At 57.8% G+C, this 13,829-nt stretch carries 15 protein-coding genes; 14 read left to right on the plus strand and 1 reads right to left on the minus strand.

Annotated features, from left to right (window positions below):
- Positions 1–86: 86 nt before the first annotated feature.
- Positions 87–1,751: an electron transfer flavoprotein-ubiquinone oxidoreductase gene (locus BK659_RS13525; protein ID WP_123425570.1), complete on the minus strand. Its 1,665-nt coding sequence runs from the start codon at positions 1,749–1,751 to the stop codon at positions 87–89.
- A 547-nt stretch (positions 1,752–2,298) separates the two neighbouring features.
- Between BK659_RS13525 and BK659_RS13530 the strand changes: the two genes are divergently transcribed.
- The 14 genes from BK659_RS13530 to BK659_RS13595 all read left to right on the plus strand — a co-directional run bounded on the left by BK659_RS13530 (position 2,299) and on the right by BK659_RS13595 (position 13,794).
- On the plus strand, positions 2,299–3,048 hold the full coding sequence (locus tag BK659_RS13530) for an electron transfer flavoprotein subunit beta/FixA family protein (RefSeq protein WP_123425571.1): 750 nt from the start codon (positions 2,299–2,301) through the stop codon (positions 3,046–3,048).
- 16 nt (positions 3,049–3,064) lie between these two features.
- Positions 3,065–3,994 (plus strand): electron transfer flavoprotein subunit alpha/FixB family protein, encoded by a 930-nt coding sequence (locus tag BK659_RS13535; protein WP_123425572.1) that lies wholly within the window; start codon positions 3,065–3,067, stop codon positions 3,992–3,994.
- 82 nt (positions 3,995–4,076) lie between these two features.
- Entirely contained in the window at positions 4,077–4,901 is an 825-nt protein-coding gene (locus tag BK659_RS13540) for a substrate-binding periplasmic protein (protein WP_123425573.1), read from the plus strand.
- 9 nt (positions 4,902–4,910) lie between these two features.
- Complete coding sequence (locus BK659_RS13545; RefSeq protein WP_123425574.1) at positions 4,911–5,267, plus strand: DUF4398 domain-containing protein; 357 nt, start codon at positions 4,911–4,913, stop codon at positions 5,265–5,267.
- Entirely contained in the window at positions 5,264–6,076 is an 813-nt protein-coding gene (locus tag BK659_RS13550; RefSeq protein ID WP_123425575.1) for an OmpA family protein, read from the plus strand. Before BK659_RS13545 ends, BK659_RS13550 begins: the two co-directional genes overlap by 4 nt.
- Positions 6,077–6,287: 211 nt before the next feature.
- Complete coding sequence (locus tag BK659_RS13555; protein WP_123425576.1) at positions 6,288–7,727, plus strand: aminotransferase-like domain-containing protein; 1,440 nt, start codon at positions 6,288–6,290, stop codon at positions 7,725–7,727.
- Between the two features lie 92 nt (positions 7,728–7,819).
- Complete coding sequence (locus BK659_RS13560; protein ID WP_123426078.1) at positions 7,820–8,323, plus strand: translation initiation factor 2; 504 nt, start codon at positions 7,820–7,822, stop codon at positions 8,321–8,323.
- 167 nt (positions 8,324–8,490) lie between these two features.
- Entirely contained in the window at positions 8,491–8,745 is a 255-nt protein-coding gene (locus BK659_RS13565) for a YkgJ family cysteine cluster protein (RefSeq protein ID WP_123425577.1), read from the plus strand.
- 41 nt (positions 8,746–8,786) lie between these two features.
- Positions 8,787–9,392, plus strand: coding sequence for an START domain-containing protein (locus tag BK659_RS13570; protein ID WP_123425578.1), 606 nt, complete (start codon positions 8,787–8,789; stop codon positions 9,390–9,392).
- Between the two features lie 138 nt (positions 9,393–9,530).
- Positions 9,531–9,767: a hypothetical protein gene (locus BK659_RS13575; protein ID WP_259740259.1), complete on the plus strand. Its 237-nt coding sequence runs from the start codon at positions 9,531–9,533 to the stop codon at positions 9,765–9,767.
- A gap of 211 nt (positions 9,768–9,978) precedes the next feature.
- Complete coding sequence (locus tag BK659_RS13580) at positions 9,979–10,320, plus strand: ribonuclease E inhibitor RraB (RefSeq protein WP_019689386.1); 342 nt, start codon at positions 9,979–9,981, stop codon at positions 10,318–10,320.
- Positions 10,321–10,621: 301 nt separating this feature from the next.
- A complete protein-coding gene (locus tag BK659_RS13585) occupies positions 10,622–12,031 on the plus strand; it encodes a circularly permuted type 2 ATP-grasp protein (protein WP_123425580.1) in 1,410 nt (469 codons plus the stop codon).
- Positions 12,032–12,043: 12 nt separating this feature from the next.
- Positions 12,044–12,994, plus strand: coding sequence for an alpha-E domain-containing protein (locus tag BK659_RS13590; RefSeq protein WP_123425581.1), 951 nt, complete (start codon positions 12,044–12,046; stop codon positions 12,992–12,994).
- Positions 12,991–13,794 carry a transglutaminase family protein gene (locus BK659_RS13595; RefSeq protein ID WP_123425582.1) on the plus strand — a complete coding sequence of 268 codons (804 nt, stop codon included), beginning with the start codon at positions 12,991–12,993 and terminating at the stop codon, positions 13,792–13,794. Before BK659_RS13590 ends, BK659_RS13595 begins: the two co-directional genes overlap by 4 nt.
- Positions 13,795–13,829: the final 35 nt, after the last annotated feature.

The raw sequence follows: 13,829 nt of genomic DNA on the forward strand, positions 1-13,829 counted from the left end.
ATTTTCTAGGAAGCCCGGCGTGGACTCAAATGCTTAAGTGAACAGCATTACCCCACTTAGGGAGCCTTGATGTTTGGCGATTTGGCTTACATGTTCGGGTAAGTCGGGCCGCCAGCACCTTCCGGTGTTACCCAGGTGATGTTCTGCGCAGGGTCCTTGATGTCACAGGTCTTGCAGTGCACACAGTTCTGGGCGTTGATCTGGAAGCGCTTCTCGCCGTCTTCCTTGGTGATCACTTCATACACGCCAGCCGGGCAGTAGCGCTGAGCAGGCTCATCGTACAGCGGCAGGTTCTTGCTGATCGGGATGCTCGCGTCGGCCAGCTTCAGGTGGCAAGGCTGTTCTTCTTCGTGGTTGGTACCGGAGATGAACACCGAGCTGAGTTTATCGAAGCTCAGTTTGCCGTCCGGTTTCGGGTAGTCGATCTTCTTGCTGTCGGCCGCCAGCTTGAGGCAGGCGTAGTCCGGCTTGGTATCGTGCAAGGTGAGCGGCAGTTTGCCGCCGAAGATGTTCTGATCGAGCCAGTTGAAGCCACCGCCGACGATCGCGCCGTACTTGTGGATCGCCGGGCCGAAGTTACGGCTGGCGAACAGTTCTTCGTAGAGCCAGCTGGCTTTGAACGATTCAACGTAGCTGTTCAACTCATCAGCGCCTTCGGAGCCTGCGAACAGGGCGTCGGCCACGGCGTCAGCGGCGAGCATGCCGGACTTCATCGCGGTGTGGCTGCCTTTGATCTTCGCGAAGTTCAGAGTGCCGAGGTCGCAACCGATCAGCGCGCCGCCCTTGAAGACCATCTTCGGCAGCGAGTTCAGGCCACCTTTGCAGATTGCGCGCGCGCCGTAGCTGATGCGCTTGCCGCCTTCCAGGTACTGCTTGAGCACCGGGTGATGCTTGAGGCGCTGGAACTCGTCGAACGGCGACAGGTAAGTGTTGCTGTAGGACAGGTCAACGATCAGGCCAACCACCACCTGGTTGTTTTCCAGGTGATAGAGGAACGAGCCACCGGTGTTTTCGGTGCCCATGATGTCCAGCGGCCAACCGGCGGTGTGCACCACCAGGCCTGGCTGATGTTTGGCCGGATCGATTTCCCAGATTTCTTTCAGGCCGATGCCGTAGTGCTGAGCGTCGGCATCGGTGTCGAGGTTGAAGCGCTTGATCAGTTGCTTGCCGATGTGGCCACGGCAGCCTTCGGCGAACAGCGTGTACTTGCCACGCAGTTCCATGCCTGGGGTGTACAGGCCTTCTTTAGGATTGCCTTCACGGTCAACGCCCAGGTCGCCAGTGATGATCCCGCGAACCACGCCGTTTTCGTCGAACAGCGCTTCCTGAGCGGCGAAGCCTGGGTAGATCTCTACGCCCAGGTTCTCGGCCTGCTGAGCCAGCCAGCGGCACAGGTTGCCCAGGGAGATGATGTAGTTGCCTTCGTTGTGCATGGTCTTGGGCACAAAGAGGTCTGGAATCTTGATCGCGCCATCGGCGTTCTTGAGAACGAAGATGTCATCGCGAGTGACCGGAGTGTTCAGCGGTGCGCCGAGTTCTTTCCAGTCAGGGAACAATTCATTCAGGGCCCGAGGTTCGAACACCGCGCCAGAAAGAATGTGAGCGCCGACTTCGGAGCCTTTTTCGACCACGCAGACGCTAATTTCCTTACCGGCTTCGGCGGCCTTCTGCTTCAATCGGCAGGCGGCGGAAAGACCAGCGGGGCCGGCACCGACGATGACCACGTCGAATTCCATGTATTCGCGTTCCACAGGTTATCTCCTACTCAAGGCTCAACAGTTTTTTTCTAATTGGAGGTTTGGTGTCGCATCCATGAATTCCCACGACAGGCGGGGGAAGGGACAATCGATGAACCACCTTTCTCTCTAGGTGGCGCATTATATCTACACCACTCTCAGCGTCCAATACAAACGTTTGTTTGAATTTGCTCCAGGCCAGAGAAATCAAAGAAGCGCGGCTTATAACTGGCTATTTTGGCGTATTGACCGGAATAGGCGTTCCGGTCAAGATACGGGCGGTTTTGCGCTCGCCGTAGGCTGACTGTTGGTTTCAAGAGCACCTCTAAAGACAGGGCGAAGGCAGTACAAGGTGACGCGCAGCGCAGGTTTGGCGCGAAGTTTACACGCCGCGACAAAGAATGACTCGTTAGTCACCACTGACGAACGGTCATCACGCCTCGTGAGCTGGGTCACCCATCACAAATGCCGGCGTTTTTAGAGGTGCCCTTGTGCCCGATGAGCATCAACCGCCAGGTTCGCCTAGGCGACTTTCTTTTCACCGGAGAGTAACGAGGAATCCATGAAGGTTCTTGTAGCTGTCAAACGAGTAGTCGACTATAACGTCAAGGTTCGCGTCAAAGCGGACAACTCCGGCGTCGATCTCGCTAACGTCAAGATGTCGATGAACCCTTTCTGCGAAATCGCAGTGGAAGAAGCCGTACGCCTGAAAGAGAAAGGTGTTGCGACTGAAATCGTCGTCGTCTCCATCGGCCCGTCCACCGCTCAAGAGCAACTGCGCACCGCGCTGGCTCTGGGTGCCGACCGTGCCATCCTCGTCGAATCCGCCGAAGACCTGACTTCCCTGGCCGTTGCCAAGCTGCTCAAGGCTGTTGTCGACAAGGAACAGCCTTCGTTGGTGATCCTTGGCAAACAAGCCATCGACAGCGACAACAACCAGACTGGCCAGATGCTCGCTGCACTGAGTGGTTACGGTCAGGGCACCTTCGCCTCGAAAGTCGAAGTCACTGGCGACAAAGTTGCCGTGACCCGCGAAATCGACGGCGGCGCGCAGACTGTTTCGCTGAAATTGCCAGCCATCGTCACCACCGACCTGCGTTTGAACGAGCCGCGCTACGCGTCCCTGCCAAACATCATGAAAGCCAAGAAGAAGCCGCTTGAAGTGCTGACTCCTGACGCTTTGGGCGTTTCCACCGCCTCCACCAACAAAACCCTGAAAGTCGAAGCGCCGGCTGCACGCAGCGCGGGCATCAAGGTCAAGTCGGTGGCTGAACTGGTCGAGAAACTGAAAAACGAAGCGAAGGTGCTTTGAGTTAAGGAGCCGAATCATGACTATCTTGGTACTCGCAGAACACGACAACAAAGTAGTGGCCCCGGCCACGCTGAACACTGTGGCCGCTGCCGCTAAAATCGGTGGTGACATCCACGTTCTGGTCGCAGGTCAGGGCGTTGGCGCTGTAGCTGAAGCTGCCGCGAAAATCGCTGGCGTGGCCAAAGTGCTGGTCGCCGACAACGCTGCTTACGCACACCAGTTGCCGGAAAACGTAGCGCCTCTGGTTGCAGAGTTGGGCAAGGGCTACAGCCACATTCTGGCTGCCGCCACTTCCAACGGCAAAAACATCCTGCCGCGCGTTGCCGCTCAGCTGGACGTTGACCAGATCTCCGAGATTATCTCGGTTGAAAGCGCTGACACCTTCAAGCGCCCAATCTATGCCGGTAACGCCATCGCTACCGTTCAGTCCAACGCTTCGGTAAAAGTCATCACCGTGCGTGCTACCGGTTTCGACCCGGTGGCAGCTGCTGGTGGTTCGGCTGCCGTTGAAGCGGTTGCTGCTGCTCACGACGCTGGCACTTCCAGCTTCGTTGGCGAAGAGCTGGCCAAGTCCGATCGTCCGGAACTGACCGCTGCCAAGATCGTCGTATCCGGCGGCCGCGGCATGCAGAACGGCGATAACTTCAAACACCTGTACGCCCTGGCCGACAAGCTGGGCGCTGCTGTTGGCGCTTCCCGCGCCGCGGTCGACGCAGGTTTCGTACCCAACGACATGCAGGTTGGTCAGACCGGCAAGATCGTTGCTCCACAGCTGTACATCGCCGTCGGTATCTCCGGCGCGATCCAGCACCTGGCCGGCATGAAAGACTCCAAAGTGATCGTTGCGATCAACAAGGACGAAGAAGCGCCGATCTTCCAGGTGGCCGATTACGGCCTGGTGGCGGACTTGTTCGAAGCCATCCCCGAGTTTGAGAAGCTGGTCTAATCCAGCGGCTTAACTTATAAAGAGCCCGGCCTTTTGGTCGGGTTTTTTATTGTCTGCGATTTGAGTGTGGGAGAAATGCGCCATGGATTTGCGTCGCCGGAGCGGCTTGTGGCTGCTGCTGAGCCTGTCGGCTTTGCCCTTATTCTCAGTTGCCGCGGGCAAATGCGAGCGTCTGGTGGTGACCGGCAGCCCGGATGCACCACCGTATCTGTGGCAAGACCCGCAAGATCCGGTGCACTTGATCGGTACCAGCGCCGACTTGTTGCAGCAGATGGCGGGGGAGTTGGGGATCAAGGTTGAGCTGCTGTACGCCGGCAAACGCTCCCAGGCGCTGGATGAAGTGCGCAGCGGGCGCATCGACATGCTGGCTGATGCGCCTCTGATGGAGAATCAACTCGAGTCACTGGACTACATCCAGCCGCCGCTGGTGGAAAACGACTATCTGGTCTGGACCCGCAAGGGCTCGGCACTGGTCTACAACGAGGCGCAGGACCTGCGTGGGCATGTTGGTGCAGTCTCGGCAAAGGCTCGTTTAACACAACCTTTCGAGACCTATGCACAAGAGCAATTGACCTTGATGAGTCTGCCAAACCTGACACAGGCTTTTCAGAAGTTGCTGCTGGGTGAAGCGGATTATGTGCTCGCCGGGCGTTATACCGGGATGGCCATGGCACAGACATTGGGTATGGCCAATGACGTAAAGACGTATCCGCAACCGATCGACCAACCAGGGCTGTTCCTCGCCATTTCCCGCAACTCTGCCTGCAACGATCCATGGTTACGCGGACAGTTGTCGAAAAAGATGACAGAATTGCCCGCGTCCGGCCTGACGGAGGCCCTGCTGCAGCGCAATCTGGAGCGCTGGAAAGCACACTTGCAGCAACCCGTCAGCACCCCAAAACAGTAGGGATTTTTAGTGACTCTTCGACCTCTTTTCGCTGCCCTGGCCGTTCTGGCTCTGGCGGGTTGTGCAGCCGATCCGGCGCCGAATGAACAATTGCGTTTGACCGAACGGACCCTGGAACAGGCCGCCGCTGTTGGGGCAACTACTGAAGATGTGCCCGAGCTGAAACTCGCTGAAGGCAAGTTCGCTCAGGCTCAGGCCGACATGAGCCATCAATCGTTCAAGGATGCGCGCATGCAGGCCGAACAGGCGGAGCTGGACGCGCGCTTGGCCGAGGCCAAGGTTCTGACGTTGAAAAGTCAGGAGAAACTGAACGTGCTCAATACCCGCATCACTCGCCTGCGCAAGCAACTGGGAGATGCCCAATGAACCTGAAAAACACACTCCTGGGCGGCTTACTGCTGGTCGGTTGCGCAGGGCTTGCCGGCTGCGCAGGTCAACACAGCGCGGCGGCTTTGCAACAAGCCGGCGCCGACTTTCAGAAGGTCAAGGAAGATTCGAATGTACTGCGCATTGCGCCCAAGGACGTGATTCGGGCGGGTGAGTCCCTTGCCCGGGCTGATCGCCTGTCGACCTACTGGGGCAGCGGCGCGGATGTTCAGCATTACGCTTACCTGAGTCAGCGTTACAGCGAAATTGCCCGTCAACACACAGAGCAAGCGCTGAATGATGAGCGTGCGGTGAAGCTTGAGTTGGAGCGTCAGCGCCTGCAACTGGCATTGCGCGAGAACAAACTGCTCAGCGTGCAGCAACAGGGTAAATGGCTCGAAGAGCAAATCATCAATCTGGCCACGACCCAGACCGATCGGGGTCTGGTCATGACCCTCGGCGATGTATTGTTCGACACGGGGGAAGCCGAGCTGAAAAACTCGGCAAACCGCACCGTACTGAAAATCGTCCAGTTCCTTCAGCTCAACCCCAAGCGTGTGGTGCGTATCGAAGGCTATACCGACAGCACCGGCGGCAAGCAGGACAATCTCCATTTGTCTCGCGACCGTGCCCAGTCAGTGGCTGACATGCTGATCGATCTGGGAATCGACGATAAACGTATTCAGGTCGAAGGCTACGGTGATGAGTATCCGGTAGAGGCCAACGCTTCCGAGCGGGGGCGCGCGCAAAACCGCCGGGTCGAAATTGTGTTCTCCGACGAAAAAGGCCAGCTTGGCGCTGCCCGCTAAGGTCAGCGTTACTGGAAAACCCGGCCCCTCAGTGATGCCGGGTTTTTTTTGCCTGCGAATTGGATCGCGCCATACCCATAAAAGCAGTACAGTTTTTGCTGTCACTGCACTGTACGGTCGACTATTGTGGCAACTGTCCCAGTACACTTCTAAACTGTTCCGGTATTGTTTCACACAAGAATAAAATGCCCGTGAAATCGAGTGCTGCGTCATGACCAATCTCTTGCTCTATCAACGTATCGCTCAGCAGTTGGCTGAGGATATCCGGCGTGGTGTCTATCAGCCTGGCGAGCGCGTGCCTTCAGTGCGCAAGATGAGCTCGCAGCTTAATGTCAGCCATGCGACGGTGCTTCAGGCGTATGCCAATCTTGAAGATCAGGGGCTGATTCGCGCGCGTCCGCAGTCGGGTTACTACGTCCACCAGACCCCGGCACTGACCGCGCCGACACCGGATATCGCGCGTGTCGAGCGTCCTGGCCTGGTCACGCGCAGCAGTATCATTCAGCAAGTGTTGGTCGAGTCGCGTCGTGAAGGGGTGTTCCCGCTAGGCGCGGCGGTGCCCAGTGTCGACTACCTGCCGGTACGGGCGTTGCACCAGCAATTGGCCAAGGTCACACGGTTCCACAGCCCGCGGGCGTTCAGTTACATGTTCAGCCCGGGGTTTGAGCCGCTGCGTCGTCAGGTGGCGATCCGCATGCGTGATGCCGGCGTAGTGGTCGACCCTTCAGAAGTGGTCATCACCCATGGTTGTGTCGATGCGCTGCAAATGTCGTTGCGCGTCCTGACGCGTCCCGGCGATCTGATCGCAGCGGAGTCGCCGACCTACTACGGTCTGTTGCAACTCGCCGATTTACTGGGGTTGAAAGTCATCGAGATTCCCAGCGACCCGGCGACGGGAATGAGCCTGGAAGCCTTGCAGTTGGCCGCCAACCAATGGTCGATCAAAGCGTTGGTGCTGACCACCCGCCTGAGCAACCCGCTGGGTGGCACCATGCCGGAAGAGCGGCAAAAGCAGCTGCTGCGCCTGGCTTCGGACTTCGATATCCAGATTGTCGAAGACGATATTTACGGCGAGTTGATGTTCGAGCAGGGCCGCACCAAATCGTTGAAAGCCTATGACCGGCTGGATCGGGTCATCTATTGCTCAAGTTTCTCCAAGACCCTGTCGCCCGGTGTGCGTATCGGCTGGATGATTGCCGGCAAGTACCAGCAGGAAATCCAGCGTTTGCAGACCTTCAGCACCCATTCGGCGTGCAGCGTGACGCAGATGGGGATTGCAGCTTATCTGGAGAACGGCGGCTACGATCGCCACTTGCGCTACATCCGTCAGGAATACCGCAAAAATCTCAGCGCTTTCCAGTTGGCGGTGCAGCAGTATTTCCCAGAAGGAACGCAGATGAGCCGGCCCACGGGCGGCTTCATTCTATGGGTCAGCCTGCCGGGACGGGTCAATACGCAGGAATTGCATGTACGGGCGTTGCAGCAGGGCATCAGTATCGCGCCGGGGCTTATTTTCAGTAACACCGAGCAGTTCAATCACTGCATTCGCTTGAACTGCGGCACGCCGTGGAATCGTGAAGCCGAGCGGGCGCTGATGACACTCGGGATGCTGGCCACTCAGCTGTGTCAGGAGACCGCTAGCGGCTTTTGATGCGGACTCGAGGGCTGGATTGCTATGTGAGCTTGTCAGGGGCTTTACAACAAGCGAGCATATGGCCCTCTGCCGTTAGCGCTGTAGTGTTTATGAAAGCGATTTTCCCTGCGGGATTGATGTTGGCGTGCCTTTTGAGTGTCTTCATTCCAGGCAGCGCGATGGCTGCGGCTGCTCCAGATAAAGGGGCAGTCAGCACGTCTGAGGTGAAGGCGAAGCCCGCTGCGCCGGCGAAAAACCATGCCCCTGTCAAAAAGACCGAAGCGTCGAAGAAGCCGACACCCCAAAAAAAACGCCCACCTGTTGCCTCAAAATCGAAATCCGCGAGTGAGGTGGTTAGAACCACGTACTTGCCACCGGCCAAGCTGGATTTGAGTCTGCCACCGGATATGGTCAAGCAGTTGCAACCTGTCGGGAGTGTCCCGCTAGTCAAACATGCGCCTTTGCTGCCGCCCATGTTTGGTGAAAAGCCCAAAGATGACAGCCCGTTTCAGCTCAACGGTCGCCTGCTCAGCAACGAAATGCAGTTGCAAATGCGCAAAGAAGAGCACCGAGAAGTAGAAGGCGCGGCACTTGAGTTCGAGTTCAAGCACTAAATCACTCGCAGATCCGTGACTCCCGAACCAGACGCTTTGTCGGAGACTGGTCAGTCACGCGTATTTGAATGAAAAAACCGCTGTCCGGCCAATTTCAAACGGCTGTTTTAGCGGGTACTCTAGTCCACGTTATTCAACACACTACCCGTCGCGAGGAGCGTGTCGTCATGAACTGCCGTGAAGGCTGTGGCGCCTGTTGCATTGCCCCTTCCATCAGCACACCTATCCCCGGAATGCCCAACGGCAAAGCGGCGGGAGAGCGTTGTGTGCAACTGTCTGTCGACAATCTGTGCAGTATCTTCGGCAAACCTGAACGTCCGGCAGTATGTAGCGCGTTTCAGGCGGATATCGAGGTCTGCGGCAACAGTCGGGAAGAAGCCATCAAGTTGATCGGTTGGTGGGAGGAAATGACCGCGGCGTAGTGTGTTCAACGAACGGAACTTCAACAATAAGGAATAAGACTATGGGTTCGCTGCATCGTATCGCTGTGTTGTGTGGTTTGACCGTTCTGCTGGCCACGACAGCCCAGGCTGAAGACTGGAAAACTGCCAAGGATGAGGACGGTATCAAGGTTTCCCTGAGTGAAGTCGCCGGGTCTCAATACAAGGCCTATCGCGGTGTGACTGTGATGAAGACCACCGTGGCCAAGTTGCGCGCTCTTCAGGAAGACGTGGTCGGCGCGTGTGCCTGGATTCACGAGTGCAAATCGCAGAAGTTGCTCAAGCACGAAGGCGATCAAAGCTGGACCTACACTCAGTTCAATACCCCATGGCCGGTGACTGCACGTGATTCGGTGCTGCACGTGACCACCGTCGCAGGTGCCGATGGCAGCCTGACCCGTAAGCTTGAAGGTGTGCCGACCTACCTTCCTGAAGAAAAAGGTTTTGTGCGTGTCACCCAGGTTCAAGGCTTCTGGAAGTTCATTCCAAAAGGCGCTGACCAGGTCGAAGTGACCTATCAGGTTCACACTGAGCCGGGTGGCAGCGTGCCGTCCTGGCTGGCCAACAAGTTTGTGGTCGACGCGCCATTCGATACCTTGAAAGCACTGAAAGAACGCGCCGAGAAGTAATCCCGCGCGCGTTGCAGAGAGGTCGCCAACAGGCGGCCTTTTTTCATGCCAAAGCATTGGTTTGCGCGGGAACGATTGCTCGGCGTTTGGGGTCGAGATGTTGTAAGCCCATCAATGGGTTTTATCGAGGAGGCACCAATGCAAAAGTGGGAAGTCACCTTTGTTGATGATCACGGTGTGCAGACCGTGGAGCAATTCGATTGCGAACAAAAACCCACGATGGAGCGGGCCGCGCAATTGATTCGTGCAAAACTCCTCCCTGTTCCGGCCGAGCTCGATCTCAATGATCTGGAGGGTCGAACCGATGATCCGACAGTCAAAAGTCTGAAAGATCAGAACAGCATTGAAATTCTCAGTATCACTCCAATTGCATAACCTCTTGATGCGACTCGCAACCAGGCCTTGGCAGCAGCTCTGACTTGGGGCTACTCTGCAATCGAGATCAGCGAATGGATCGCTAAGGTCTGGTCTTGTCAGCTACATGCTTGTTTCCCGGCGGCAATCTGATTGCCGTATCGCCCTCACCATTCGGTTGCGGGCGCTGGGAGTACGGAAAGTCTATCCATCAGTTTGAGGAGGACGTTTCATGAGCACAGCCTATCAAGAAGACATCAGCAGCAGCGTGCTGCGCCGCATGAAAGAGGGCGGTTTTGACTTTTCACGGTTCCATCCCATCGAGTTCTACGCCATTTTCCCGGATGAGGAGCGGGCACGCAGGGCGGCAGGGCATTTTCGCGGTGAGTCCTTGAATGCGCAGGTCAGCGTGCGTGATGACGGTGCCTGGCATCTGGAGTTGAGCAAAGTGATGTACGCCACTTACGGCGGCATCGGTGACTTCGAACAGGACTTTGAGGCGGTGGTCGAGCCTTTGGGTGGGATTATCGAAGGATGGGGCGTCAAGCAGGAGGTACGAGGGCTACTCGCATAACACTATGAACAGCGACAACACTCAGCAACGGCTGACCTCAGGGTTGGCCGTTTTTGTTTCTGGATGTTAAAAAATCAAAGGATCGCAGCCGCAAACGGGCAGTGAAATCAACTCTGGCTATGCTGGTAATAGCCATGAGCATTGCTTTGCAATGAAGCGGGGGCGATCAGGTTGGGGCATTTGCCGCACAGGATTGGTGCGGTGTGCATTGGGCGATTATCCAACCGATTGATAATAAAGCGTTTATGCCGCTGGCACGGGCCTTGCGAAGCCTAGGTGTCCGGGTGACAAGGAGTACGGCATGATCCGCACCTATTTTGATGAGATGTACGACGCCGGCGGCCTGGTCCGCCCGCATTATCGGGAGTTTGCCCGTTGGTTAGCTGAAACGCCTGACGAGCTTTTGGCACAACGGCGACGCGAGGCCGATCTGTTATTTCATCGCGCCGGGATAACCTTCACGCTCTATGGTGATGAGCAGGGGACAGAGCGCCTGATTCCCTTCGACACCATTCCCCGCAGCATCCCCGCCAGTGAATGGCGGATCGTCGAGCGCGGCTGTATTCAACGGGTCAAGGCACTGAACATGTTTCTTGCCGACCTGTATCACGAGCAGCGCATCATCAAGGCCGGCATCATCCCGGCCGAACAAGTGCTGGCCAACGAGCAATACCAGCTGGCCATGCAAGGGCTGGATCTGCATCGCGATATCTATTCGCATATCTCAGGCGTCGATCTGGTGCGCGATGGCGACGGCACGTACTACGTGCTCGAAGACAATTTGCGCACGCCCAGTGGCGTCAGCTACATGCTCGAAGACCGCAAGATGATGATGCGGCTCTTCCCCGAGTTGTTCGCCGCCCAGCGCATCGCGCCCATCGATCATTACCCGAACCTGTTGCTCGACACCCTGAAAAGCTCGAGCCCGCTGGACAACCCGAGTGTCGTGGTACTGACCCCCGGGCGCTTCAACAGTGCGTTCTTCGAGCACGCGTTTCTGGCGCGCGAGATGGGCGTGGAACTGGTGGAGGGCGCGGACCTGTTCGTACGTGATGACAAGGTGTTCATGCGCACCACCGACGGGCCGAAAGCCGTCGATGTGATCTACCGTCGCCTCGACGATGCCTTCCTCGATCCGTTGGCGTTCAACCCGGATTCGATGCTCGGCGTTCCAGGATTGCTGTCGTCCTATCGCTCCGGCAATGTGGTGTTGGCGAATGCCATCGGCACCGGTGTCGCGGACGACAAGTCGGTTTATCCGTTCGTGACCGACATGATTCGTTTCTACCTGGACGAAGAGCCGATCCTGAAAAACGTGCCGACCTGGCAGTGTCGCAACCCGTCAGAGTTATCTCACGTCTTGGCGAACCTGCCTGAGCTGGTGGTCAAGGAAACCCAGGGTTCCGGTGGTTACGGAATGTTGGTCGGACCCGCTGCCTCTGCGGCAGAGATCGAATCGTTTCGCGCACGCATCAAGGCCAAGCCCCACGCGTATATCGCACAACCGACGTTGTCCCTGTCGACCTGCCCGACGTTTGTCGAAAACGGCATCGCCCCACGGCACATCGACTTGCGCCCGTTTGTCCTGTCTGGCCGCGAAACCCGGGTCGTACCCGGCGGCCTCACCCGTGTAGCCCTGCGCGAAGGATCCCTGGTGGTCAATTCGTCCCAGGGGGGCGGAACCAAGGACACCTGGGTGGTCGAGGATTGAAGGAAGCCTGCCATGTTAAGTAGAACTGCCTCGGATTTGTATTGGATGTCGCGTTACCTGGAGCGGGCGGAAAACCTCGCACGGATGCTCGATATCAGTTATTCGCTGTCATTGATGCCGCAGGATGGCCGCGGTGACGGTCTGCACGAATTGGCGATGCCCTTGCTGATCACCGGCACGCTGGACGATTACCTGGAGCGCCACGGCGAATTGCACGCCGAACGATTGCTGCACTTCTTTGCCCTGGATGCGGCCAACCCGGCCAGCATCTACAGCTGTCTCGGTGCTGCGCGGGCCAGTGCTCACGCGGTACGTGGGCGGATCACCGCCGACATGTGGGAAAACATCAACTCGACCTGGCTGGAGATTCGCGGTATTGCCGAACAGGGCCTCAGCCGTTATGGCATGAGCCGTTTCTGCGAGTGGATCAAAGAACGCTCCCACCTGTTCCGGGGCGCGTCCTACGGCACCATCATGCGCAACGATGCGTTTCGCTTCATTCGTCTGGGGACGTTCATCGAAAGGGCTGACAACACGTTGCGTCTGCTCGATGCCCGCTACGAAATGGCCGGCGATCAGGCCGAGGCGGTCAGCGATGGCACCGCCCACGCCTATTACCAGTGGAGCGCATTGCTGCGGGCCTTGTCGTCGTTCGAGGCGTACACCGAGATCTATCGCGATGCACCTGGCGCTCGGCATGTCGCCGAGCTGTTGCTGTTGCGTGCCGACGTACCGCGTTCGCTGCGTGCCTGCACTGAAGAAATCGATCAGATCCTCGCCCAACTGCCGGGGGCCAACGGCCGTCCTGCGCAACGTTTGGCAGCGGAAATGGACGCACGGCTGCGTTATACCGGTATCAACGAAATTCTCGATGAAGGCCTGCACGCCTGGCTGACCGAATTCATCCCGCTGGTGCGCCAGTTGGGCAACGCCATACACAGTTCCTATCTGGAGGCTGCATGAGACTTTCCATTAGCCACGAGACCACCTATCACTACGAAGATCAGGTGCGGGCGAGCATCCAGTATTTGCGACTGACACCGCACGACAGCGAGCGTCAGCACGTGCTCAGCTGGCAACTCGACCTGCCACGTCCGGTGCGCGCGCAACTCGATCCGTTCGGCAACATCCTGCACGTGCTGACGATGGACGAGCCCCATGAGGCGATCATCATCGGCGCGCGGGGTCAGGTGGACATCGATGAACTGCGTGAGGCCGAACATGAAAGCCAGTCGGCGCTGCCGTTCTTGCGTTTCACTCGACTGACCGAGGCGGATGAGGCGCTACGTGCGTTTGCCGAGAAGGAATGTCGCCAACGCCGTGATCGCACAGCGCTGATCGACTTGATGCATGGCCTCAACCAGCACATGACCTACACGCCGGGGTCCACTGAAGTCGAAACCAGCGCAGCTCAAGCGTTCGCCGGGCGCGCGGGCGTCTGTCAGGATCACGCTCATGCGTTTCTCGCCTGCACGCGCAGCCTGGGGATTCCAGCGCGGTATGTGTCGGGTTACCTGTACAGCGAAAACAGCGAGCACCTGGCCAGTCACGCCTGGGCCGAAGCCTGGCTCGACGACGCGTGGTACAGCTTCGATGTCACCAACGAACTGGCCAGGCCCGAGCGTCATCTGAAACTGGCGGTAGGCCTCGACTATCTCGATGCCTGCCCAGTACGCGGCATGCGCCGTGGCGGTGGGTGTGAACAGATGCACGCCAAGGTGTTCGTCTCGCCGACGCCGGTGATTTCGGTGCAACAGCAGTAAGATTGGGGATACCTCATCGCGAGCAAGCTCGCTCC

The sequence above is a fragment of the Pseudomonas brassicacearum genome, from assembly GCF_003732225.1.
Lineage (GTDB): Bacteria > Pseudomonadota > Gammaproteobacteria > Pseudomonadales > Pseudomonadaceae > Aquipseudomonas > Aquipseudomonas brassicacearum_E.